20 protein-coding genes and 2 pseudogenes are annotated in these 22,587 nt (G+C 45.5%); all 22 read left to right on the top strand.

The window, feature by feature from the left end; all coding sequences use genetic code 11:
- Positions 1-216: pseudogene (locus ACOTZB_RS22790) on the top strand (phosphomannomutase CpsG); the annotation flags it as partial.
- A 46-nt stretch (positions 217-262) separates the two neighbouring features.
- Positions 263-1,657, top strand: a complete 1,395-nt coding sequence (wcaJ, locus tag ACOTZB_RS22785; RefSeq protein ID WP_033145973.1) for an undecaprenyl-phosphate glucose phosphotransferase — start codon at positions 263-265, stop codon at positions 1,655-1,657.
- A 1-nt stretch (position 1,658) separates the two neighbouring features.
- Positions 1,659-3,137 (top strand): colanic acid undecaprenyl disphosphate flippase WzxC, encoded by a 1,479-nt coding sequence (wzxC, locus tag ACOTZB_RS22780; RefSeq protein WP_023312393.1) that lies wholly within the window; start codon positions 1,659-1,661, stop codon positions 3,135-3,137.
- 17 nt (positions 3,138-3,154) lie between these two features.
- The gene (gene wcaK, locus ACOTZB_RS22775; RefSeq protein ID WP_033145972.1) at positions 3,155-4,435 is read left to right on the top strand and encodes a colanic acid biosynthesis pyruvyl transferase WcaK; all 1,281 of its coding nucleotides are present in this window, start codon (positions 3,155-3,157) and stop codon (positions 4,433-4,435) included.
- Positions 4,432-5,652: a colanic acid biosynthesis glycosyltransferase WcaL gene (wcaL, locus tag ACOTZB_RS22770; protein WP_421628561.1), complete on the top strand. Its 1,221-nt coding sequence runs from the start codon at positions 4,432-4,434 to the stop codon at positions 5,650-5,652. Before wcaK ends, wcaL begins: the two co-directional genes overlap by 4 nt.
- A 12-nt stretch (positions 5,653-5,664) precedes the next feature.
- On the top strand, positions 5,665-7,062 hold the full coding sequence (wcaM, locus tag ACOTZB_RS22765) for a colanic acid biosynthesis protein WcaM (RefSeq protein ID WP_047652462.1): 1,398 nt from the start codon (positions 5,665-5,667) through the stop codon (positions 7,060-7,062).
- 182 nt (positions 7,063-7,244) lie between these two features.
- Positions 7,245-8,240, top strand: coding sequence for an NAD-dependent epimerase/dehydratase family protein (locus ACOTZB_RS22760; RefSeq protein WP_214576607.1), 996 nt, complete (start codon positions 7,245-7,247; stop codon positions 8,238-8,240).
- A gap of 215 nt (positions 8,241-8,455) precedes the next feature.
- The gene (galF, locus tag ACOTZB_RS22755; protein WP_029742022.1) at positions 8,456-9,352 is read left to right on the top strand and encodes a GalU regulator GalF; all 897 of its coding nucleotides are present in this window, start codon (positions 8,456-8,458) and stop codon (positions 9,350-9,352) included.
- Positions 9,353-9,706: 354 nt separating this feature from the next.
- Positions 9,707-10,792 carry a dTDP-glucose 4,6-dehydratase gene (gene rfbB, locus ACOTZB_RS22750; RefSeq protein WP_421628560.1) on the top strand — a complete coding sequence of 362 codons (1,086 nt, stop codon included), beginning with the start codon at positions 9,707-9,709 and terminating at the stop codon, positions 10,790-10,792.
- A complete protein-coding gene (gene rfbA / locus ACOTZB_RS22745; protein WP_421628559.1) occupies positions 10,792-11,655 on the top strand; it encodes a glucose-1-phosphate thymidylyltransferase RfbA in 864 nt (287 codons plus the stop codon). Before rfbB ends, rfbA begins: the two co-directional genes overlap by 1 nt.
- 14 nt (positions 11,656-11,669) lie before the next feature.
- Positions 11,670-12,221, top strand: a complete 552-nt coding sequence (gene rfbC, locus ACOTZB_RS22740) for a dTDP-4-dehydrorhamnose 3,5-epimerase (protein ID WP_421628558.1) — start codon at positions 11,670-11,672, stop codon at positions 12,219-12,221.
- Position 12,222: 1 nt separating this feature from the next.
- Positions 12,223-13,053, top strand: coding sequence for an NAD-dependent epimerase/dehydratase family protein (locus ACOTZB_RS22735; protein WP_421628557.1), 831 nt, complete (start codon positions 12,223-12,225; stop codon positions 13,051-13,053).
- Positions 13,050-14,546 (top strand): hypothetical protein, encoded by a 1,497-nt coding sequence (locus tag ACOTZB_RS22730; protein WP_421628556.1) that lies wholly within the window; start codon positions 13,050-13,052, stop codon positions 14,544-14,546. The genes ACOTZB_RS22735 and ACOTZB_RS22730 overlap by 4 nt, the downstream gene beginning before the upstream one ends.
- A 1-nt stretch (position 14,547) precedes the next feature.
- Positions 14,548-15,057, top strand: coding sequence for an acyltransferase (locus ACOTZB_RS22725; RefSeq protein ID WP_421628555.1), 510 nt, complete (start codon positions 14,548-14,550; stop codon positions 15,055-15,057).
- A 62-nt stretch (positions 15,058-15,119) separates the two neighbouring features.
- The gene (locus ACOTZB_RS22720) at positions 15,120-15,644 is read left to right on the top strand and encodes an acyltransferase (RefSeq protein WP_421628554.1); all 525 of its coding nucleotides are present in this window, start codon (positions 15,120-15,122) and stop codon (positions 15,642-15,644) included.
- Positions 15,637-16,527, top strand: coding sequence for a glycosyltransferase family 2 protein (locus ACOTZB_RS22715; RefSeq protein WP_421628553.1), 891 nt, complete (start codon positions 15,637-15,639; stop codon positions 16,525-16,527). The genes ACOTZB_RS22720 and ACOTZB_RS22715 overlap by 8 nt, the downstream gene beginning before the upstream one ends.
- Positions 16,524-17,768 carry a hypothetical protein gene (locus ACOTZB_RS22710; protein ID WP_421628552.1) on the top strand — a complete coding sequence of 415 codons (1,245 nt, stop codon included), beginning with the start codon at positions 16,524-16,526 and terminating at the stop codon, positions 17,766-17,768. The genes ACOTZB_RS22715 and ACOTZB_RS22710 overlap by 4 nt, the downstream gene beginning before the upstream one ends.
- Positions 17,752-18,786 carry a glycosyltransferase family 4 protein gene (locus ACOTZB_RS22705; protein WP_421628551.1) on the top strand — a complete coding sequence of 345 codons (1,035 nt, stop codon included), beginning with the start codon at positions 17,752-17,754 and terminating at the stop codon, positions 18,784-18,786. The genes ACOTZB_RS22710 and ACOTZB_RS22705 overlap by 17 nt, the downstream gene beginning before the upstream one ends.
- A 2-nt stretch (positions 18,787-18,788) precedes the next feature.
- Entirely contained in the window at positions 18,789-19,391 is a 603-nt protein-coding gene (locus ACOTZB_RS22700) for a DapH/DapD/GlmU-related protein (RefSeq protein WP_421628550.1), read from the top strand.
- Positions 19,378-20,388, top strand: coding sequence for a hypothetical protein (locus ACOTZB_RS22695; RefSeq protein WP_421628549.1), 1,011 nt, complete (start codon positions 19,378-19,380; stop codon positions 20,386-20,388). Before ACOTZB_RS22700 ends, ACOTZB_RS22695 begins: the two co-directional genes overlap by 14 nt.
- 6 nt (positions 20,389-20,394) lie before the next feature.
- Positions 20,395-21,822 (top strand): mannose-1-phosphate guanyltransferase, encoded by a 1,428-nt coding sequence (cpsB, locus tag ACOTZB_RS22690; RefSeq protein WP_421628548.1) that lies wholly within the window; start codon positions 20,395-20,397, stop codon positions 21,820-21,822.
- A 67-nt stretch (positions 21,823-21,889) separates the two neighbouring features.
- A pseudogene (locus tag ACOTZB_RS22685) lies at positions 21,890-22,587 on the top strand (phosphomannomutase CpsG); the annotation flags it as partial.

The raw sequence follows: 22,587 nt of genomic DNA, 5'->3' as shown, positions 1-22,587 counted from the left end.
CCGGCCGAGGCCATTGCCCGCGTGGAGCAGCACTTTGCGATCCACGCGCTGGAAATTGACCGTACGGACGGCATCAGCATGGCATTCCCGCAGTGGCGCTTCAACCTGCGCTCGTCCAACACCGAGCCGGTGGTGCGCCTGAACGTGGAGTCCCGTGCTGACACGGCGCTGATGGAAGCCCGAACGAAGGACATTCTGGCGCTGTTGAATCAGTAACAATTGCCCCTCCCGGCGGGAGGGGGAACCGAATACAGGAACAACGATGACGAATCTAAAAAAACGCGAACGAGCGAGAACGAATGCATCGTTAATCTCTATGGTGCAGCGTTTTTCTGATATCACCATCATGGTCGGTGGATTGTGGGCGGTGTGTCGGATCGGCGGGCTGCCGTTCTTATATATGCATCTGCTGATGGCACTCATTGCGCTGGTCGTGTTTCAGATGATCGGTGGGATGACCGATTTCTACCGCTCGTGGCGCGGCGTGAAAATGACCACCGAACTGATGCTGTTGCTGCAGAACTGGACCCTGAGCCTGATCTTCAGCGCGGGCCTGGTGGCATTCAGCCATGATTTTGATAATCGCCTCGTCACCTATCTCTGCTGGTATTTGATAACCAGCGTCGGCATGGTGGTCTGCCGTTCCCTGATCCGCTTCGGCGCGGGCTGGCTGCGTAACCGCGGTTATAACCGTCGCTTCGTTGCGGTAGCGGGCGATCTGCCGGTTGGTAAGGTTCTGCTCGACAGCTTCCGCAAAGAGCCGTGGTTAGGGTTTGAAGTGGTCGGGATTTATCACGACGCGAAGCCGGGCGGCGTGCCGTCGGACTGGGCGGGCAATTACGAACAGCTTATTGAAGACGCGAAAGCCGGTAAAATTCACAACGTCTACATCGCCATGCAGATGAGAGACGAATCCCGCATTAAGCAACTGATGCGCGAGCTGGCGGACACCACCTGTTCGGTGATCCTGATCCCGGACGTCTTCACCTTTAACATCCTCCATTCACGCATTGAAGAAGTGAACGGCGTGCCGGTGGTACCGCTGTACGATACCCCGCTGTCGGGCATTAACCGCGTGCTGAAGCGCGCGGAAGATATCGTGCTCTCATCGCTGATTTTACTGCTCATCTCCCCAGTGCTGTGCTGCATTGCCCTCGCGGTGAAGCTGAGCTCTCCCGGCCCGGTTATCTTCCGCCAGACCCGCTACGGTATGGACGGTAAGCCGATTATGGTGTGGAAATTCCGCTCCATGAAGGTGATGGAAAACGACAAGGTGGTGACCCAGGCAACGCAGAACGATCCGCGCGTCACCCGCGTGGGGAACTTCCTGCGCCGCACCTCGCTGGATGAACTCCCGCAGTTTATCAACGTCTTCACCGGCGGCATGTCGATTGTTGGCCCGCGTCCGCACGCGGTGGCGCACAACGAGCAGTACCGCTCGCTGATTGAAGGCTACATGCTGCGCCATAAGGTGAAGCCGGGCATTACCGGTTGGGCGCAGATCAACGGCTGGCGCGGCGAAACCGACACGCTGGAAAAAATGGAAAAACGTATCGAATTCGATCTGGAATACATCCGTGAATGGAGTATCTGGTTCGATATCAAGATTGTTTTTCTGACCATCTTCAAAGGTTTCGTGAACAAAGCGGCGTACTAAGATGAGCTTACGTGAAAAAACCATCAGCGGGGCCAAATGGTCAGCGATGGCGACCATCGTCATCATTGGCCTCGGTCTGGTGCAGATGACCGTGCTGGCGCGCATTATTGATAATCACCAGTTCGGCCTTTTGACCGTCTCGCTGGTGATTATCGCGCTGGCCGATACGCTGTCTGATTTTGGTATCGCCAACTCGATTATCCAGCGCAAAGAGATCAGCCATCTTGAGTTGACCACCCTCTACTGGCTGAACGTTGGGCTGGGGATTTTCGTGTTCGTGCTGGTGTTCCTGCTGAGCGACACCATCGCCAGCGTGCTGCATAACCCGGATCTGGCTCCGCTGATGCGCACGCTGTCGTTTGCGTTCGTAGTGATCCCGCACGGGCAGCAGTTCCGCGCGCTGATGCAGAAAGAGCTGGAGTTCAACAAGATCGGCATGATTGAGACCAGCGCGGTGCTGGCGGGTTTTACCTTCACCGTGGTGAGCGCCCATTTCTGGCCGCTGGCGATGACCGCCATCCTCGGATACCTGGTTAACTCTGCCGTGCGTACGCTGCTGTTCGGCTACTTTGGCCGCAAGATCTACCGTCCCGGGCTGCATTTCTCTCTCGCGTCCGTCTCGTCCAACCTGCGCTTTGGCGCGTGGCTGACGGCGGACAGCATCATCAACTATGTGAATACCAACCTGTCGACGCTGGTGCTGGCGCGTATTCTCGGCGCGAGCGTGGCGGGGGGCTATAACCTGGCCTACAACGTCGCGGTGGTGCCGCCGATGAAGCTGAACCCGATCATCACCCGCGTCCTGTTCCCGGCGTTCGCCAAGATCCAGGACGATACCGAGAAGCTGCGCGTTAACTTCTACAAGCTGCTTTCCGTTGTGGGGATCATTAACTTCCCGGTGCTGCTGGGGCTGATGGTGGTGTCCAGCAACTTTGTGCCGCTGGTGTTTGGCGAGAAGTGGAACGGCATCATCCCGATCCTGCAGCTGCTCTGCGTGGTGGGGCTGCTGCGCTCCGTGGGGAATCCGATTGGTTCCCTGCTGATGGCAAAAGCGCGCGTGGACATCAGCTTTAAGTTCAACGTGTTCAAAACCTTCCTGTTTATTCCGGCGATTATCGTCGGCGGGCATATGGCGGGCGCCATCGGCGTGACGCTGGGCTTCCTGCTGGTGCAGGTAGTCAATACCGTTCTGAGCTACTTCATCATGATCAAGCCGGTGCTGGGCTCCAGCTACCGTCAGTACATCCTGAGCCTGTGGCTGCCGTTCTATCTCTCGTTGCCGACCCTGGCGGTGAGCTACGGCCTGGGCATCATCCTCAGCGGTCACCTGCCGCTGGCCGCGCTGCTGGCGGTACAGGTTGCCGCGGGCGCGCTGGCATTTGGCGTGATGATTGTGCTGTCACGCAATGCGCTGGTGGTGGAGATGAAGCGCCAGTTTTGCCGTAACGAAAAAATGAAAACGCTGCTTCGCGCAGGCTAGTTATTTAAGAGGCCATTATGAAATTATTAATTCTTGGCAACCATACCTGCGGCAACCGTGGCGACAGCGCCATCCTGCGCGGTTTACTGGATGCAATTAACACCCTTAAGCCTGAGACCGAAGTGGACGTGATGAGCCGTTATCCGGTCAGCTCATCCTGGTTACTGAACCGCCCGGTGATGGGCGACCCGCTCTACAGCCAGATGAAACAGCACAACAACGCCGCGGGCGTGATGGGCCGCGTGAAGAAAGTGCTGCGTCGTCGCTACCAGCACCAGGTGCTGCTTTCCCGCGTGACCGATACCGGCAAGCTGCGCAACATCGCTATCGCGCAGGGCTTCACCGACTTTGTTCGTCTGCTGTCCGGCTACGACGCCATTATCCAGGTCGGCGGATCGTTCTTCGTCGATCTCTACGGCGTGCCGCAGTTTGAGCATGCGCTGTGCACATTTATGGCGAAAAAGCCGCTGTTTATGATTGGCCACAGCGTCGGGCCATTCCAGGATCCGCAGTTTAACCAGCTGGCGAACTACGTGTTCGGCCACTGCGACGCGCTGATCCTGCGCGAGTCGGTCAGCCTCGACATGATGAAGCGCAGCGAAATTGACACCTCAAAAGTTGAGCACGGCGTGGACACCGCGTGGCTGGTGGACCACCAGGACGACAGCTTCCAGCCAAGCTACGCGGTGCAGCACTGGCTCGACGTGGCGGCGAAACAGAAAACCGTTGCCATTACCCTGCGCGAGCTGGCGCCCTTCGATAAGCGTTTAGGCACGACGCAGGCGGCGTATGAGAAAGCCTTCGCCGACGTGGTGAACCGCGTGCTGGACAGCGGGTACCAGGTGCTGGCGCTTTCCACCTGCACCGGTATCGACAGCTACAACAAAGACGACCGCATGGTGGCGCTGAATCTGCGCAGCCTGGTGAACGATCCGTCCCGCTATCACGTGGTGATGGATGAACTGAACGACCTGGAGATGGGCAAGCTGCTTTCCGCCTGCGACCTGACCGTCGGCACGCGCCTGCACTCCGCCATTATCTCCATGAACTTTGGCACGCCGGCCATTGCCATCAACTACGAGCACAAATCAGCAGGGATTATGCAGCAGCTCGGCATGCCGGAAATGGCCGTGGATATCCGTCATCTGCTTGATGGGTCGCTCGGTGCGATGGTGGGCGACACGCTCGGCCAGCTGCCTGCGATCAATGAACGCCTGGCCGTGGCGGTGAAAGCCGAGCGCGAGAAGGGCATTGGGATGGTGAAATCGGTACTTGACCGCGTACGGGAGGGGAAATGAAGGTTGGTTTCTTCTTACTGAAATTTCCGCTGTCGTCCGAAACGTTTGTCCTGAACCAAATCACCGCGTTTATCGATATGGGATATGACGTGGAGATTATCGCCCTGCAAAAGGGCGATACCAAAAATACCCATGCGGCGTATACCCAGTATGGGCTGGAGGCGAAAACCCGCTGGCTGCAGGATGAGCCTTCCGGGAGGCTGAGCAAGCTGCGCCACCGGGCCAGCCAGACCTTGCGTGGGATCCACCGCGCGTCGACCTGGCGGGCGCTGAATGTTTCCCGCTATGGGGCCGAATCCCGCAATCTGATCCTGTCGGCCATCTGCGGGCAAACCGCGCAGCCGTATCGTGCCGACGTGTTTATCGCCCACTTTGGCCCGGCGGGCGTCACCGCCGCGAAGCTGCGCGAACTGGGCGTGATTGACGGCAAAATTGCGACCATCTTCCACGGTATCGACATCTCCAGCCGCGAAGTGCTGAACCACTACACGCCGGAGTATCAGCAGCTGTTCAGACGCGGCGACATGATGCTGCCTATCAGCGACCTGTGGGCCGGGCGCCTGAAAAACATGGGCTGCCCGAGAGAGAAAATTGCCGTTTCGCGCATGGGCGTGGATTTAACGCGCTTCACTCGCCGTCCTGTAAAGGTGCCGGGAAAACCGCTGCAGATCATCTCCGTTGCTCGCCTGACCGAGAAGAAAGGCCTCCATGTGGCCATTGAAGCCTGCCGCCAGCTGAAAGCGCGCGGGGTGGATTTCCACTATCGCATTCTCGGCATTGGGCCTTGGGAGCGTCGTCTGCGCACGCTTATCGAACAGTATCAGCTGGAAGATGTCGTAGAGATGCCGGGCTTCAAGCCGAGCCACGAGGTCAAGGCCATGCTCGACGAGGCGGATGTCTTTCTGCTGCCTTCAGTGACGGGCGCCGATGGCGATATGGAAGGCATTCCGGTGGCGCTGATGGAGGCGATGGCCGTAGGTATTCCGGTGGTATCAACCCTGCACAGCGGGATCCCGGAGCTGATTCAGTCTGACCACTCCGGCTGGCTGGTGCCGGAGAATAACGCGATGGCCCTTGCGGACCGATTAGCTGCCTTCAGCGATATTGACCAGCAGGCGCTGGAGCCCGTGCTCCATAACGCCCGACAAAAAGTGGAAACCGATTTTAACCAGCAGGTGATTAACCGCCAGTTAGCGAGCCTGCTGCAAACGCTGTAACGCCGAGGATGTATGCTGAAAAAGATTACCCGACGCACCTTTGTCTCTTCTCTCTCCGTTCTGGCGGCCACGCCGCTGCTGTCGTCACGCATCGCGCGGGCGGCAAGCGGCAGAACGGTCTCTGTTAATCAGTACAATAACAACGACTGGATCGCCGCCTTTAAGCAGGCGTTTAATGACGGCGACACCGTCGTGGTCCCGGCCGGGCTCACCTGCGAAAACATCAATACGGGCATTTTCATTCCCGACGGTAAAACACTGCTGATCCGCGGGGCGTTAACCGGCAACGGGCGCGGCCGCTTTGTGCTGCAGGAAGGTAGCAAAGTGATAGGCGAAGGTGCCGGTCGCACGGAGAACATTACGCTCGACGTTCGCGGCTCTGACTGCGTCATCAAAGGGCTGGCCATGAGCGGTTTTGGCCCGGTGACGCAGATCTACATCGGCGGCAAGAAACCGAGCGTGATGCGTAATTTGCTGATTGATAACATCAGCGTGAGCCAGGCCAACTACGCCATCCTGCGCCAGGGGTTCCACAACCAGGTGGACGGTGCCCGCATCACCAACAGTAAATTTAGCCATCTTCAGGGCGATGCTATCGAGTGGAACGTCGCCATCAACGATCGCAATATCCTGATCTCCGATCATGTCATCGACAACATCAACTGCACCAACGGCAAGATCAACTGGGGCATCGGCATTGGCCTCGCCGGCAGCACCTACGATAACGACTATCCGGAGAAGCAAACCGTCAAGAACTTCGTGGTGGCAAACATCACCGGCAGCAACTGTCGCCAGCTGGTGCACGTTGAAAACGGTAAGCATTTTGTTATCCGCAATATCAAAGCCAAAAATATTACCCCCGATTTCAGTAAAAAGGCGGGAATAGACAACGCCACGGTGGCCATTTATGGCTGTGATAATTTCATTATTGATAATGTCGATATGGTGAACAGCGCCGGAATGTTAATCGGCTATGGGGTTATAAAAGGCGATTATTTGTCCATCCCGCAGAACTTCAAGCTCAATAATATTCACCTCGATAATCGACAGCTTGCGTATAAACTGCGCGGAATACAGATTTCCTCCGGTAACGCCACCTCGTTTGTGGCGATAACTAACGTGGAAATGCAGCGGGCGACGCTGGAACTGCACAACAAGCCGCAGCATCTTTTTTTACGCAATATCAATGTGATGCAGGAAGCCGCTGTGGGTCCCGCCCTGAAGATCAACTTCGACCTGCGCAAGGATGTGCGTGGCAAGTTCATGGCGAAAGATGAGACCTTGCTGTCGCTGGCGAACATAAAAGCAGTGAATGAGAAGGGGCAGAGTTCGGTGGATATTGACCGGGTCGACCAGCAGGTGGTGAATGTGGAAAGGCTGAATTTTGCGCTTCCTTCCTTCAGAAAGTAAGTATTGACGTCACATCTCATTGAGTGCGCGGTAACCCCTAAAATTTGTTACTGAACTCAGCGATTTTAGGGTTTATAATCCGTGCCACATTTTCGTCAGTTCTGTCTTATCTTTAGCGATACCTCAGGGAATACAGTGATTACCGGAGGTTTGCCAAACACACATAACGCACTGAGTGGTTTATGAACGATAAAGTTTTGTTTATTGGCGCGTCCGGTTTCGTTGGGACTCGTTTGATCGAGATTTCTAAGGCTGAGTTTGATGTTACCAACTTCGACAAACAGCAAAGCCATTTCTACCCTGAGATTACTGTTTCCGGTGATGTGCGCAATCAGGAGCAACTCGATCACGCTCTTGCCGGTTTCGATACGGTAGTATTACTCGCTGCCGAGCATCGTGATGATGTTAGCCCAACCTCACTTTACTACGATGTAAACGTTCAGGGAACGCGTAACGTACTGGCAGCTATGGAAAAAAATAATGTTAAGAACATTATTTTTACCAGCTCAGTTGCCGTTTATGGTCTCAATAAAGTCAATCCTGATGAATCTCACCCGCACGATCCTTTTAACCACTATGGTAAAAGTAAGTGGCAGGCGGAAGAGGTACTGCGCGAATGGTTCAACAAAGCTCCAGAAGAGCGATCTCTGACAATTGTTCGTCCAACGGTCATTTTTGGTGAACGCAATCGAGGCAATGTCTTCAATCTTCTTAAGCAAATTGCGGGTGGAAAATTCGCAATGGTAGGTGCCGGAACTAACTATAAGTCTATGGCTTATGTCGGTAATATTGTTGAGTTTATCAAATTCCGATTGAGCAACGTCAAACCTGGCTACGACGTATACAACTATGTAGATAAACCCGATCTGAATATGAATCAGCTGGTTGCCGAGGTAGAAAAGAGCCTTAGCAAAAAAATCCCATCAGTTCATCTCCCTTATCCCTTAGGTATGCTTGGCGGTTATTGCTTTGATATTCTTAGCAAAGTTACCGGGAAAAAGTATGCGATTAGTTCCGTGCGTGTCAAAAAATTCTGTGCCACCACTCAGTTTGATGCGACGAAAGTGCACACCTCAGGTTTTAAAGCGCCTTATACCTTATCTCAAGGGCTGGACCGTACGTTGAAGTATGAGTTCGTGCATGAGAAGAAAGATGACATCACGTTCGTTTCTGAGTAATGACTTAGAATCTGGGATTTGTCGGAAACACGTTTTTCTTCTTCTTTATTGGTAGGGTTTCCGACGATTCTGGGTCACACTTATAGCTTAATGAGCTTAAGTAATCAGAGTTCTGAGTCAAACGTGATTTGCATTCGACGAAGTAGACTTTCTTCTACAGGCATTTTTCCTGACACAGTTTATACTTCGTCAACCATATTAAGGTGGAAGAGATAATGATCAATTTGAAAGCAGTCATTCCGGTAGCAGGCTTGGGCATGCATATGCTGCCCGCCACAAAAGCCATTCCTAAAGAGATGCTGCCGATCGTCGACAAGCCAATGATTCAGTACATTGTCGATGAGATTGTTGCTGCAGGGATCAAAGAAATCGTCCTGGTTACGCACTCGTCCAAGAATGCGGTAGAAAACCACTTCGACACCTCTTACGAACTCGAAGCGCTGCTTGAGCAGCGCGTCAAACGCCAACTGCTGGCGGAAGTGCAGTCTATTTGCCCGCCGGGCGTGACCATCATGAACGTCCGTCAGGCGCAGCCGCTGGGCCTGGGCCACTCTATCCTATGTGCCCGTCCGGTTGTGGGTGATAACCCATTCATTGTTGTTCTTCCGGACATCATCATCGATACCGCTTCTGCCGATCCGCTGCGTTACAACCTGGCGGCAATGGTGGCGCGTTTCAATGAAACCGGTCGTAGCCAGGTGCTGGCGAAACGCATGAAGGGCGATCTCTCCGAGTACTCCGTTATCCAGACGAAAGAACCGCTGGAAACGGAAGGGCAGGTGAGCCGCATCGTTGAGTTCATCGAAAAGCCGGATCAGCCACAGACGCTGGACTCAGACCTGATGGCAGTGGGTCGTTATGTTCTCAACGCGGATATCTGGGCCGAGCTGGAAAAAACTGAGCCAGGCGCCTGGGATCGTATTCAGCTGACCGACGCGATTGCCGAGCTGGCGAAAAAACAGTCTGTTGACGCGATGCTGATGACCGGCGACAGCTACGACTGCGGTAAGAAAATGGGGTATATGCAGGCGTTCGTGAACTATGGGCTGCGTAACCTGAAGGAAGGGGCGAAGTTCAGAACCCGTATTGAGAAGTTGCTCGCAAACGACTGATATTCCTGCAACGTCTTGAACAAGCGGCAGTCATTATTTTGGTGTATTGAAATATAGCCAAAATGATGACTGCCGTTTTTTATTATTAATCCTATGATTACATAGGGTTACAGGGTTTAAATCGGGATCGCTTTGTAGCGATTTGTGCTTGTTTCTGAGGTCGTTTAGGACGACAATTAACGGCAGTTTTTTGTCTGTAATCAGACAAGAAAAATCATTTAATCAAACATCGCTCAGTGCACTGGTAGCTGTTAAGCCAGGGGCGGTAGCGTGCTTAATTTCTGAAACCGTTAATAAATGCTCAGGTTTCAGGACGCCAGTATCCAGACATAAACACTAGACGGAACAGATAACGTGAAAATTCTTGTGACGGGTGGGGCCGGCTTTATCGGCTCAGCGGTTGTACGACATATTATTAAAAATACCCAGGACGACGTCGTCAATGTGGATAAGCTGACCTATGCCGGCAACCTTGAATCGCTTAGTGAAGTCAGCGACAGCGACCGGTATGCTTTTGAACATGCGGATATTTGTGACAAAGACGCCATGGATCGCATCTTCGCAAAGCATAAGCCTGATGCGGTGATGCACCTGGCCGCGGAAAGTCACGTCGATCGTTCTATTACCGGCCCTGCAACGTTTATCGAGACAAATATTGTCGGCACGTATGTGCTGCTGGAAGCCGCTCGTGCGTATTGGTCAACGCTGGAGGAACAGGCAAAGAAAGCGTTTCGTTTCCATCATATCTCTACCGACGAAGTGTATGGTGATTTACCCCATCCTGATGAGCAAACGGCATCAACTAAGCTGCCACTCTTCACAGAAACCACCGCTTATGCACCCAGCAGCCCGTATTCAGCGTCGAAAGCCTCCAGTGACCATCTCGTGCGTGCCTGGCTGCGTACTTACGGTTTTCCGACTATTGTCACCAACTGTTCAAACAACTACGGTCCATATCACTTCCCTGAAAAGCTGATCCCGCTGGTTATTCTGAATGCGCTGGAAGGTAAAGCTCTGCCAATTTACGGTAAAGGCGATCAGATCCGTGACTGGTTATATGTTGAAGATCATGCGCGTGCGCTGTACACCGTTGTCACTCAAGGGAAACCGGGTGAAACGTACAATATTGGCGGTCATAACGAGAAGCAGAACCTGGACGTGGTCCATACGATTTGCGATCTGTTGGATGAAATTGTGCCTAAAGAAGGTTCTTATCGCGATCAAATCACTTATGTTAAGGATAGGCCTGGGCACGATCGTCGTTATGCAATTGATGCAACTAAAATTGGCAATGTGCTAGGTTGGCATCCTCAAGAAACTTTCGAGAGTGGTATTCGTAAAACAGTTATGTGGTATTTATCTAATGAATCGTGGGTAAATAATGTAAAAAGTGGAGCATATGCTTCATGGCTTTCAAAACAATATGGAGAGAATAATTAATGAAAGGCATTATTCTTGCGGGCGGTTCTGGTTCGCGTTTGCATCCGATTACATTGGGTACGTCTAAGCAGTTATTACCTATTTATGACAAACCTATGATTTATTATCCACTGTCGGTGCTGATGCTGGCCGGGATTCGCGACATTTTATTGATTACGACGCCGGAAGATCAGGCAAGCTTTAAACGTATTCTTGGTAATGGTAATCAGTTTGGTATCAATTTACAGTATCAGGTTCAACCCACTCCAGATGGGCTCGCTCAGGCATTTATTTTGGGTGAAGATTTCATCGGTGATGATAGTGTTTGCCTGGTTCTAGGTGACAACATCTTCTTTGGTCAGTCTTTTGGAAAACAACTCAAACATGCAGTCGAACATCTTAATGGTGCGACAGTGTTTGGTTACAAAGTTATGGATCCTGAACGTTTTGGGGTCGTTGAATTTGATAAAGATTTTAATGCAATATCCATAGAAGAGAAACCAAAAGCGCCAAAATCAAATTGGGCCGTTACGGGCCTTTATTTTTATGATAATCGTGTTGTTGATATTGCTAAGAAAGTAAAGCCTTCGGAGCGGGGCGAACTTGAAATAACTAGTGTTAACCAAAAATATCTCGAAATGGGTGAACTGAAAGTTGAGCAGCTAGGTCGTGGTTTCGCATGGCTGGATACTGGTACGCATGACTCGTTACTTGAGGCATCACAATTTGTGCAAACTGTCGAGAAACGGCAAGGTTTTAAAATTGCGTGCCTCGAAGAAATTGCTTACAACCAAGGGTGGTTAGATAAAGAAACGGTTAAGTCTATTGGCAAAACTTTATCTAAAACTGGTTACGGTAACTACTTGTTAAATCTCGTAAAATAAGAGTCCATTTCATCATGAATGTTATTAAAACAAAGTTGGAAGGTGTACTGGTTATTGAACCTCGAGTTTTCGGTGATGAACGTGGGTTCTTTTATGAGACATTTCATGCGAAACGCTACAAAGACGCGGGTATTAAGGAAGAATTTGTTCAGGATAACCGCTCTCGTTCAACAGGAGGCGTATTACGAGGACTCCATTTCCAGAAAACGAAACCCCAAGGAAAATTGGTAACAGTTACTCAGGGCGAAGTTTTCGATGTCGCTGTTGATCTCCGATTTGGTTCTGCGACATTTGGCCAGTATGAGTCTATCGTGTTAACTGGAGAGAACAAAATTCAGTTTTACATTCCCCCGGGGTTTGCTCATGGCTTTTGTGTGTTGAGTGATAGTGCTGATTTTCAATATAAATGCACAGATTTCTACGATCCATCTGATGAAGGCGGATTAATCTGGAGCGATTCAATTGTGAATATTGATTGGCCAATTAAAGATCCAATTCTTTCTGAGAAAGACAAAATCCTTCCTTCATTAGAAAAAATAACTAAAAATATTAAGGAGGGATGGTAAAATGGCGCAATATACCGTAATTGGTGGACGGGGATTCATTGGTAACGAAATCGTCGAACAGTTAAAACAACTGAAACACGATGTTTGGGTTCCACAACGAGACGAGCAAACCCTCTTTACAAAAGATTTGGGCACTGTTATTTATTGTGCCGGCAATGGTGATTGTCAAAACACACCATTCAATGTCTTCCAGGCTAACTGCGCACTTCTGTCTGATGTTTTGCAGTATTCGAAATTTAATCGCTTGGTGTTTATGTCTTCTACTCGTGTTTACATGAATGGCAGTGATACACGAGAAAATGCCGATTTGGTTGTTAGTGAGGATGATGCTCGTCGGCTATTTAATCTGACAAAACTTGTATCAGAAGAGCTATGCCTTAAAAGCGGAAAAGATATTGTCATTGTCAGACCAAGTAATGTCTATGGCGTAGCTTTGAATAGCCCGCTATTCTTACCATCAATTACACGTAATGCAATTAATAATGGTCATATTGACATGTTCATTGATCGACATTATGAAAAAGATTATGTGTCAGTCGAGGATGTGGCGGAAGCTTGCATCAACTTATCACAGAACAAGAATTCATATGGTAATATTTATAATATAGCTTCTGGATATAATATTTCAGCAGAGCAAATTGCTGATGTACTGATTCAAACAACAAATTGTACAGTAACCTGGCACGAGCGTAACTTCCCAAGAGAGGTATTCCCCGTTAACGACATCAGTATTCTTAAATCTGTTATGCCAGACTATAATCCAAGAAACGTACTTGATGATATCGAAAATATGGTGACTCGTTTCCGAGCTGAGATGGTAAACTACCAATGAGTGGGTTTAATCGACTCATAAAAAATGCCATATCAAATGTAATAAATGGGTTTTCAAATGTAATTTTGGGGATAATTATATCCCCTTTATTGATTAAAATACTATCAATAAATGATTTTGCCATTTGGTCTTTGGCTTTGCAAGTTGGTGCATTTTTTTCATTAATTGGTTTTACTGGACAATTATCTGTTGCACGTTACGTAACATTGGCGAAAGCACAGCAGAATGAACTACAAGTTCGTCGTGTAATAAATTTTGGATTAATCGTATCCTTGCTTGGTGTGCTGGTATCAGTTACAGTTCTTTGTTTTAGCTATTATAATTTTTATGAGATCTTTAGTGCTATAAAGCAGGATGATTCTCCATTTGCTCCTGTTGTTTTTTTTATTGTTTCTCTCTCTTTTATTTTAGGATTAATTACCAGTTCATATAATGGTTATTTTACTGGGATTGAGAAAAACGAGATACCAGCATTTATAAACTTAACCTCACGCGTAATTCTTGGGGTGGGGATATATTTATCAGCAAGAAACAGTATGCTTGCGATGGCATGTGTATTTTTATTGATAAATACATTTTCCTATATAATAACTTACCTTTTATATAGAAAAGCTAGCAGTTTAAATGTTATTGGAAATACGCAAGCTAAAAAATTATTAGATAATGTTAAATTTAATGAGTTTATTAATTATTGTTTGGGTGTCTTCATTTTTAATCTGTCCACATTCTTAATTGTAAACCTAAATAGTGTTTTGATTGGCAAGTTTGCATTCAAAGAATATGCATATTATGCATTGTCGATTACATTAGTAACTGCTGTGGTTGGCTTTTTGAATGCTGCAATTACTCCAATATTACAACCTTTGATTAAAATGGTTCATCGGGACGATAAAAACTCGCTTGACCGCTTTGTGTTTTTGTTATCACAAACACTTTTATATCTTTCTTTCTTTATACTAATCGCTAATTTCTTTATCGGTAAATATGTAATGGAATTATGGGTAGGGTATGATGTGGCGAAACTGACATATCCCATTTTTTCATTTTTACTGTTGACTAACTTAACTCGATTGATTGGTTCACCGCTGGGACTAGTTTACCTGGCAAAGGGCAAACAAAATGAAATTATGTATTTACCATTACTCGAAGGGGTTATAAGTGTGGTTCTTACATATGTGTTTGTTAGCAAGTACGGTATTTATGCTTCTGCAATATCCTTGGCAATATCAACAGCCCTTATCATGCTTATTTATTCATTCAAACTAATAGGAATCTCTGCTCAGGAAGGAAGTAAGCTTCGCTATAGGTTACTGCTGGCAGGTGGACCATTAGTTTTGTTTACGGTAATCCTGTCGATTATGAAGGTAAAAATGAACATAACAGATGGAGCAGAATATATACTATTTTCCACGTCTATGTTTGTACTTTTAGTGTTGACTGCAATATTTATTTTAAAAAACACAATAAAAATAAAACATATATTAGGGAGATAACGTGCTTAGCAGAATATTAAACGTATATTACAAAATAAAATATTTATACTTTACAGATCGTAGGGTTAATATTGATAAATCAGCACTTATCCATCATGGCGCAACATTCATCATCCGTGATAATTCGCAAGCTTCAATAGACATTGCGTCAGGTGTTTATATCGGTCGATATGCTAATATTCATACAAATTCAAAAATTGTCATTGGTGAGAACTCGGTACTAAGCGATTATGTTTTTTTAAGCACCTTGGCGCATGGAATGGAGCCTTCAGCAGGTCCAATTCTTTCCCAGAAAGATATTGATAAAGGGGAAATAGTGCTTAAGGATAATGTATTCCTTGGGTTTGCTGCAAAAGTTCTACCTGGGGTAGTCTTGGGTAGTTGGACCATCGTTGGGACAGGCGCTGTTGTGACAAAATCTTTTCCCGATGGTTTTGTTATGATTGCAGGTAATCCGGCACGTATAATTAAACACTACAACAAAAATACCGGAGAATGGGTTGCGCCATGATATTAAAAAAAATCTGTAATAAGATTATGTATTTTATCGATCTTATACGATATCGGATTATCATGGCTAAATTTGGCAATGGGAGTCGTATTATAAAACCATTACTTATGGTGAATACTTCTCGTGTTGCGATAGGTCGTAATGTTCTTATTCGCAATGGTGCCAGAATTGAGGTTTTGAATAGTGGCAAGGGAATTGTTATTGATATCGGTGATAATGTTAATATCGAACAGTATGTGCATATCGTAGCAAAAGACCATATAAAAATTGGAAATAATGTTTCTATCACAGGTTGTTGCTCTATTGTTGATATCATTCACCCATTCGATGAACAATACGAAATAGAAAAAATTGGTAATCGTATTTCTAATAAAGTATTGCCTGTCTCAATCGGTGATAATAGTTTTATCGGTTTTGGCTCACATATCAACCCTGGCGTTAAAATAGGTAAAAATTGTGTAGTCGGGGCACGATCGGTTGTTACAAAAGATATACCGGATAATTGCGTAGTGGCCGGTAATCCTGCACGAATTATAAAATCATTGAATTTAAAGAGTAACAGATGGGAAAACTATAAATATGAATAACCCTAAGATTGGGCTGGTGACTGTTTTATATAATTCACCCGATGTTTTATCAGATTTCTTTTCCAGCCTTGCTCTTCAAAACTATAATAATTATTTCTTGTATGTAGTTGATAACAGCTCATCGCCGGAGTCTATAGAATTAGCCAAAAAATTAAGTGCAGATTTCAATATTCCTACTCATTTTATTGATAATCATGGCGTGAATGTCGGTGTCGCAGCTGGAAATAATCAAGGGGCGAAGGCGGCATATGTTCACGATTGTGACTACATCGTTTTTCTTAATAATGATTTGATATTTGAAGATCCGAATATATTACAAAGACTAGTTTTTGAAGCTGAGACAAAAAAACTAGATATGGTTGGGCCAACAATTTTAAATTATCCTAGAAAAAAGATATGGTATTGTGGTGGTTATTTCGATGAATATAGAGCATTAGCACCACATAATAATATCGATAAAGAATATAATATATCTGATTATCATGAAATTCACCAGCATGCCTATGCGCCTACATGTTTCTTAATGGTATCCCGTCGACTTTGGGAAGTAGTCGGTGAAATGGATGAGAAATATTTTGCTTATTATGATGATACAGACTTCCTTTTCCGTGCTTATAAAGCAGGTTTTATAGTGAACGTTATTTCTTCACTTATTATTTATCATAAAGTTGGTGCTAGTACCGGAGGAGATCTTTCTTATTTCGGAATGTATCATTTAACGCGTAACCGTCTTTATTTTATTCGCAAAAATTTGAAGGGATTCAAAAGATATATTGCCTTAAGTTTTGTACTCCTTACTAGAATCTATATTGTGTTGATGACCTCTAATACTCAGAAAAAAGCAATTCGCAAAGGTCTCATTGATGGTTTGAAAATGAAATGAAAATTCGATTGAATGTTATCAATTTGTCCCTGATGGCTTCCATGGTAATATTTTTACCTTCATTACTAATGATACTGGCGCATCAGTCTTCATTCACAATAGGAATAGTAATAAGTTCACTTGTTATTATTTTTTTGCGAGTTCTGGTTAATAAGCAAAAAATTGTATTTAGTAATAAGGATGTAATGCTCGTTCTGTTGTTAGTATCCTTTTTCTTTTTTATCGTTCTGCATTTTACTCTAGTGAATTCCATATTCGGTGGAGAGTTAGCTCAACCCGACTTTCCAAAGTTCCTCTTGAGTTTCATCTCTATTATTATATCAGCAAGTGCTGCTTATGTTGTTAAAAGCGCAATTAATGAAACATCGGAAGTAGATATCCATTCCACGGTTTTATTCATATTATATGTTATTATTTTCAATGCGATGATTAGCCTTACAAAGATAGATTTTTTCAATACGATGTTGGAAAAACCTACTTTTTTATTCCAGGAACCTTCGCATTTTGCTCTGGTCTGTGCCCCCTTACTCATATATTTTTCGTTTAGTAATATTAGAAGTCCATTACGATTAATTTTGCTATTAATATTTGGACTTTGGGGAGTATACATTCAGAATTTCACTATGATTCTTGCAGTGGTATTAGCCTATGTGATTTCAGCAAAACACCTTTTACCAGCATTTGTAATTTTTTGCTTGTTCGCGATCCTTGTTTATATATTTATCGAAAGCGATTTTTTTCTCTATTATAGAGAACGACTTGATTTATCCAGTGATACTAATAATTTATCTGCACTTGTTCTCATGCAGGGATGGGATAATGCGTTTTTGACCTTGCACCAGAGTCTAATCGGTGCAGGTTTTCAACAATATGGTATATCCACTATATATGGGAATATATCTAATAAAATTTTCGAAATGCTTAATATTTATATTAATCAGTTCGATGCCGGTGCAACTGCGCCAAAGATTATTGGTGAATTTGGGGTTTTTGGTATTCTCATCGTAATGCTATATCTTGTGGGTTGGGTCAGGATTTTTATAGCAGTGAGGCGAGAACGCTTTAATATTGATAAAAAGACATTGCTTTTTTCCAGTTTTTATTTAGCAAGCTTCCTTGAGTTTTTTATTCGAGGGGCTGGTTATTTTACACCTGGAATGTTCTTTTTAATTGTTTCGGTTTTATATTTCATATTTAATAGAGTTGTGCGAAAAGAGATTTCTTATGAAACTAGTCATTGATGGAATCATTGAAAACCTACAAAATGGCGGTGGTTGTACGGTTTATTTTGGGCAGATATTATCGTTTTATCAAAAAGATAATCATAAATTAAACTATATAAGATATAATGACTGCCATGAGAATATAACGCTAAGCGGCAATAATACTCATGTTTCTCATCGTACTTTACGTATTCAAGAACGCTGGCGTGATGTTAATATTAATGAATTTGATCAAGACGCGATATTTCATTCTACCCATTATCGTTTGCCAGTAAATAATAAGCAGTCAAAAATAATTACAACGGTCCATGATTTTACCTATGAGCTTTTCCGTAGTGGCCCAGCTCAATGGATGCATACCTGGCAGAAAAACCGAGCGATTAGGAATAGCGATCTCATCCTTTGCGTATCTCAAAATACCGCCAACGATTTAATGAGATTTTGTCCTGTATCTGAAAATAAAATCCGTATTGTCCATAATGGTGTTTCCGAAAAATATTATCCAATAGATAACACTATTAAAACTAACGAAGTGTTATTTGTTGGTGCCAGAGGCGGTTATAAAAACTTCGCCATGGCTGTCGATGCTCTCGCGCTTTCTTCTTCACTGGTGTTGAGTATTGTTGGTGGCGGACAGCTAACAAGTGACGAAATAGCGCTTCTCGAAAGTAAAATCCCTGGACGCTACCAACATCTTGGGCGTGTCACTGATGAAGAACTCAATGGAATTTATAACCGTGTGCTCTGCTTACTTTATCCTTCGTTATATGAAGGTTTTGGCATACCTGTAATTGAAGCGATGCGCAGCGGGTGTGTTGTAATCGCTGTTAATGTTTCCTCTATTCCAGAAGTTGCTGGAAATGCTGCTGTTTTACTGGAACAGCCTAACCCAGTCGCAATTTCTCAAGCTCTTAACGATATACAAAATTCAGCACTCTACCATCAATTACGTAATGAAGGCTTTATTCAAGCGAAAAAGTTTTCATGGGAAAAATGTTATAATGATACCTTATCTGCTTATAAGGAGCTCTTATAATAATGTCTTTTTTACGTCGGTACGGAATATTAGGTGTTTTACGTTTATGTATAGATAAGTTATTAACTTGTCTGATTTGTCGTGATGCTCGTATTATCCGGCATCCTTTTGATATCCGCGGTAAAGATAAGATCGCAATTGGCAGCGGTTTTACAACCGGCCGTTACTGCCGTCTTGAAGCTCATGGTGAAAAACAAACACCTGCTTTGATTATTGGTTCTGATTGTCAAATCAATGATTCAGTCCATATTGTTGCTGGAGAATGTGTCAGTCTTGGAGATAATGTATTGATTGCAAGTAGGGTATTTATTACAGACTTAAATCATGGTCAATATGCCGGTAGCAGTCATTCGCATCCCGATACACTCTGTAGAGAAAGAGAGTTACATACCGATCCAGTATATATTGAATCTAATGTATGGTTAGGAGAAGGGGTTGTAGTTTTACCTGGAGTACGTATTGGTAAGTCTTCAATAATAGGGGCTAATTCGGTAGTTACTAAAAATATCCCAGAATATTCAATTGCTGTTGGTAACCCTGTTAGAATTATAAAGCAATTTGATTTTGATAAAAATGAATGGGTTAAATGTGATGGCAAAAATTAATTCTGTCTTGTTTATCTGCCCCAATTTTTTTGATTATAAAAAATTGATAGAAGAAGAGTTAAGCAAGCATTTCGATAAAGTCCATAGCTTCTCTGACAGGCCGGTATGCTCATCAATTTCCAAAGCCCTTTTTAAATATAACTTTCCAATTTATGCTTCTAGACTTTCAGAAAAATACTGTGGGGACATTTATGATTCTATAGCTGATGATTTATCTTCGATATCTGAAGTTATAATAATAAAAGGAACTTGTATTACTCCTTCTTTTTTACAAAAACTCCGAAATAGTAATCATAACATTAATATAACGACTTACACGTGGGATTCTATATCCAATATCAAAACGTTTGTTACACTTTCAAAATTATCTAACCATACTTATACTTTTGATTTGAAAGATAGTCAGAAATATAAAATACCCTATTTGCCTCTATTTTATAATTCAAATCATCATCATGAACAACATACTCACGATAAAAAAATAATATTCGATTATTGCTTCATTGGTAGTTATCATGGTGATCGTGTAAATGTCCTTTCTCGTTTTTTAGGACCCAAAAAAACAATCAAGCATTATGTTAAGATATATTTCCAAAGTCGATTGCAGTATATTTTTTATTACCTCTTAAATCCGGCTTTGCGTTCTTGTCCAAAAGAATGGGTAACTTTTAAACCTATCTCAAGAAAAAAACTAGAAGAAATTACTGCTGTAAGCCATCACACTATTGATATCCATCATCAGAAACAAACGGGTCTGACGATGCGTACATGGGAAACACTCAAAAGTAATAGCAAGCTTGTGACAACTAACCCAACAGTGTTAGCACATATTAATAGCCATAATGTTACGATTATTGATCGAGATACAGGGCATGAGTGGTCTACCGAGCAATGTGATAAATATATTAAGAATCTTATTAGTGAAGATGAACGCGTTAAAATTTCAGGATGTTTATCTTTATCTGAATGGGTTGATGCGTTGTTAACAAAGGGTTGATTATATATGAGTCTTTTTCCAGTAATTATGGCTGGGGGAGCAGGTAGTAGGTTGTGGCCGCGTTCTCGTGAGCTTTATCCGAAACAGTTTCTTTGTCTAACAGGTGAGCTGACTATGCTGCAAACAACCATTAATCGTCTTAATGGTATTGCATGTGAAAGCCCGATTGTCATTTGTAACGAGCATCACCGTTTTATTGTTGCTGAGCAGTTGCGTCAGCTTGATAAACTAACTCAGAATATCATTCTTGAACCAACAGGAAGAAATACTGCTCCTGCTATAGCATTAGCTGCTCTAACCATCTTACGTACTACGCAGTCTGAGGATTCTCTTATTCTTGTTCTTGCTGCAGATCATGTCATCAAGAATGAAGATGCTTTTCGTCAAGCAGTTAGTAGCGCAATACCCCTTGCAGAGATGGGAAAGCTAGTCACATTTGGTATTGTTCCTAATCAACCTGAAACGGGGTACGGTTATATTCGTCGTGGTACATGCGTATCTGAAAATAACTTCAAATTTGCCTTTGATGTAGCTCAATTTGTTGAAAAACCAGATTTGGTTACAGCTAAGAAATATATTGCCAGTGGTGATTATTACTGGAATAGTGGCATGTTTTTGTTCAGCGCATCACGTTATTTGGAAGAGTTGGCGAAATTCCGACCTGATATATTGGCCGCTTGCGAGGAGGCAATCGCTGGCGTTGATCCTGATCTCGATTTTGTCAGGGTAGACGAACAGGCATTTCTGGCCTGTCCTGACGAGTCAATTGATTATGCCGTTATGGAAAAAACTGCTGATGCGGTGGTCGTGCCCATGAATGCAGGCTGGAGTGATGTTGGCTCCTGGTCATCATTATGGGATATCAGTGATAAAGATCTCAGCGGCAATGTTCATCATGGCGATGTCATCAGCTATGCAACGGAAAATAGCTACGTCTACGCTGAGTCTGGCCTGGTGACTACGGTTGGGGTGAAAGACCTGGTGGTTGTCCAGACCAAAGACGCTGTCCTGATTGCCGATCGTAACGCCGTGCAGGACGTTAAAAAAGTGGTGGAGAAGATCAAGGCGGATGGCCGCCACGAGCATCATATTCACCGCGAAGTATACCGTCCGTGGGGCAAGTATGACTCAATCGATACGGGTAATGGGTATCAAGTGAAAAGACTAACTGTGAAGCCAGGTGAAGGATTGTCATTACAGATGCATCATCACCGAGCGGAGCATTGGATTGTGGTTTCAGGTACTGCCCAAGTAACTTTGGGTGAGGAAGTGAAATTACTCCGAGAAAATGAGTCTATTTATATCCCTCAGGGAGTTCGTCACTGCCTCGAAAATCCAGGAATAATACCTCTTAATATCATTGAAGTGCGTTCCGGATCGTATCTTGGAGAAGATGATATCGTTCGTTTTAAAGATCGCTATGGGCGAATCTGATTACCATTAATCCATGCCATTAACTACATATTTGAAATGGAAATGATTCTCCGACGGAGCGTAACCTATGAAAAAATTAACCTGTTTTAAAGCCTACGATATTCGCGGCAAGCTGGGCGAAGAGCTGAACGAAGACATCGCGTGGCGCATTGGCCGCGCGTACGGCGAATATTTAAAACCGCAGACCATCGTGCTGGGCGGCGACGTGCGTCTGACCAGCGAGTCCCTCAAGCTGGCCCTGGCGAAAGGGCTGCAGGACGCGGGCGTGGACGTGCTGGATATCGGCCTTTCTGGGACCGAGGAGATTTACTTTGCCACCTTCCACCTGGGCGTGGACGGCGGTATCGAAGTGACGGCCAGCCACAACCCGATGGACTACAACGGCATGAAGCTGGTGCGCAAGGGCGCCCGTCCTATCAGCGGCGACACCGGCCTGCGCGACGTGCAGCGCCTGGCGGAAGCCAACGACTTCCCGCCGGTGAACGACGCGAAGCGCGGCAGCTACAAAAAAATCAACCTGCAGAAAGAGTACATCGACCACCTGCTGGGCTACATCAACGTGGCGAACCTGAAGCCGCTGAAGCTGGTCATCAACTCCGGTAACGGTGCGGCCGGCCCGGTGGTGGATGCTCTCGAAGCCCGCTTTAAGGTGCTGAACGTGCCGGTGACCTTCGTCAAGGTACACAACACCCCGGACGGCAACTTCCCGAACGGTATTCCTAACCCGCTGCTGCCGGAGTGCCGCGACGACACCCGCAACGCGGT

Source organism: Enterobacter cloacae complex sp. SHL020, assembly GCF_049236945.1.
Taxonomy (GTDB): Bacteria; Pseudomonadota; Gammaproteobacteria; order Enterobacterales; family Enterobacteriaceae; genus Enterobacter; species Enterobacter dykesii.
This window is presented reverse-complemented; position numbering and strand designations above follow the sequence as displayed.

What these genes read in the sequence shown, in the direction of transcription:
- wcaJ (WP_033145973.1), top strand. Translation starts at nt 263, where the DNA reads ATGACGAATCTAAAAAAACGCGAACGAGCGAGAACGAATGCATCGTTA.
- wzxC (WP_023312393.1), top strand. Translation starts at nt 1,659, where the DNA reads ATGAGCTTACGTGAAAAAACCATCAGCGGGGCCAAATGGTCAGCGATG.
- wcaK (WP_033145972.1), top strand. Translation starts at nt 3,155, where the DNA reads ATGAAATTATTAATTCTTGGCAACCATACCTGCGGCAACCGTGGCGAC.
- wcaL (WP_421628561.1), top strand. Translation starts at nt 4,432, where the DNA reads ATGAAGGTTGGTTTCTTCTTACTGAAATTTCCGCTGTCGTCCGAAACG.
- wcaM (WP_047652462.1), top strand. Translation starts at nt 5,665, where the DNA reads ATGCTGAAAAAGATTACCCGACGCACCTTTGTCTCTTCTCTCTCCGTT.
- ACOTZB_RS22760 (WP_214576607.1), top strand. Translation starts at nt 7,245, where the DNA reads ATGAACGATAAAGTTTTGTTTATTGGCGCGTCCGGTTTCGTTGGGACT.
- galF (WP_029742022.1), top strand. Translation starts at nt 8,456, where the DNA reads ATGATCAATTTGAAAGCAGTCATTCCGGTAGCAGGCTTGGGCATGCAT.
- rfbA (WP_421628559.1), top strand. Translation starts at nt 10,792, where the DNA reads ATGAAAGGCATTATTCTTGCGGGCGGTTCTGGTTCGCGTTTGCATCCG.
- rfbC (WP_421628558.1), top strand. Translation starts at nt 11,670, where the DNA reads ATGAATGTTATTAAAACAAAGTTGGAAGGTGTACTGGTTATTGAACCT.
- ACOTZB_RS22735 (WP_421628557.1), top strand. Translation starts at nt 12,223, where the DNA reads ATGGCGCAATATACCGTAATTGGTGGACGGGGATTCATTGGTAACGAA.
- ACOTZB_RS22730 (WP_421628556.1), top strand. Translation starts at nt 13,050, where the DNA reads ATGAGTGGGTTTAATCGACTCATAAAAAATGCCATATCAAATGTAATA.
- ACOTZB_RS22720 (WP_421628554.1), top strand. Translation starts at nt 15,120, where the DNA reads ATGGCTAAATTTGGCAATGGGAGTCGTATTATAAAACCATTACTTATG.
- ACOTZB_RS22715 (WP_421628553.1), top strand. Translation starts at nt 15,637, where the DNA reads ATGAATAACCCTAAGATTGGGCTGGTGACTGTTTTATATAATTCACCC.
- ACOTZB_RS22710 (WP_421628552.1), top strand. Translation starts at nt 16,524, where the DNA reads ATGAAAATTCGATTGAATGTTATCAATTTGTCCCTGATGGCTTCCATG.
- ACOTZB_RS22705 (WP_421628551.1), top strand. Translation starts at nt 17,752, where the DNA reads ATGAAACTAGTCATTGATGGAATCATTGAAAACCTACAAAATGGCGGT.
- ACOTZB_RS22700 (WP_421628550.1), top strand. Translation starts at nt 18,789, where the DNA reads ATGTCTTTTTTACGTCGGTACGGAATATTAGGTGTTTTACGTTTATGT.
- ACOTZB_RS22695 (WP_421628549.1), top strand. Translation starts at nt 19,378, where the DNA reads ATGGCAAAAATTAATTCTGTCTTGTTTATCTGCCCCAATTTTTTTGAT.
- cpsB (WP_421628548.1), top strand. Translation starts at nt 20,395, where the DNA reads ATGAGTCTTTTTCCAGTAATTATGGCTGGGGGAGCAGGTAGTAGGTTG.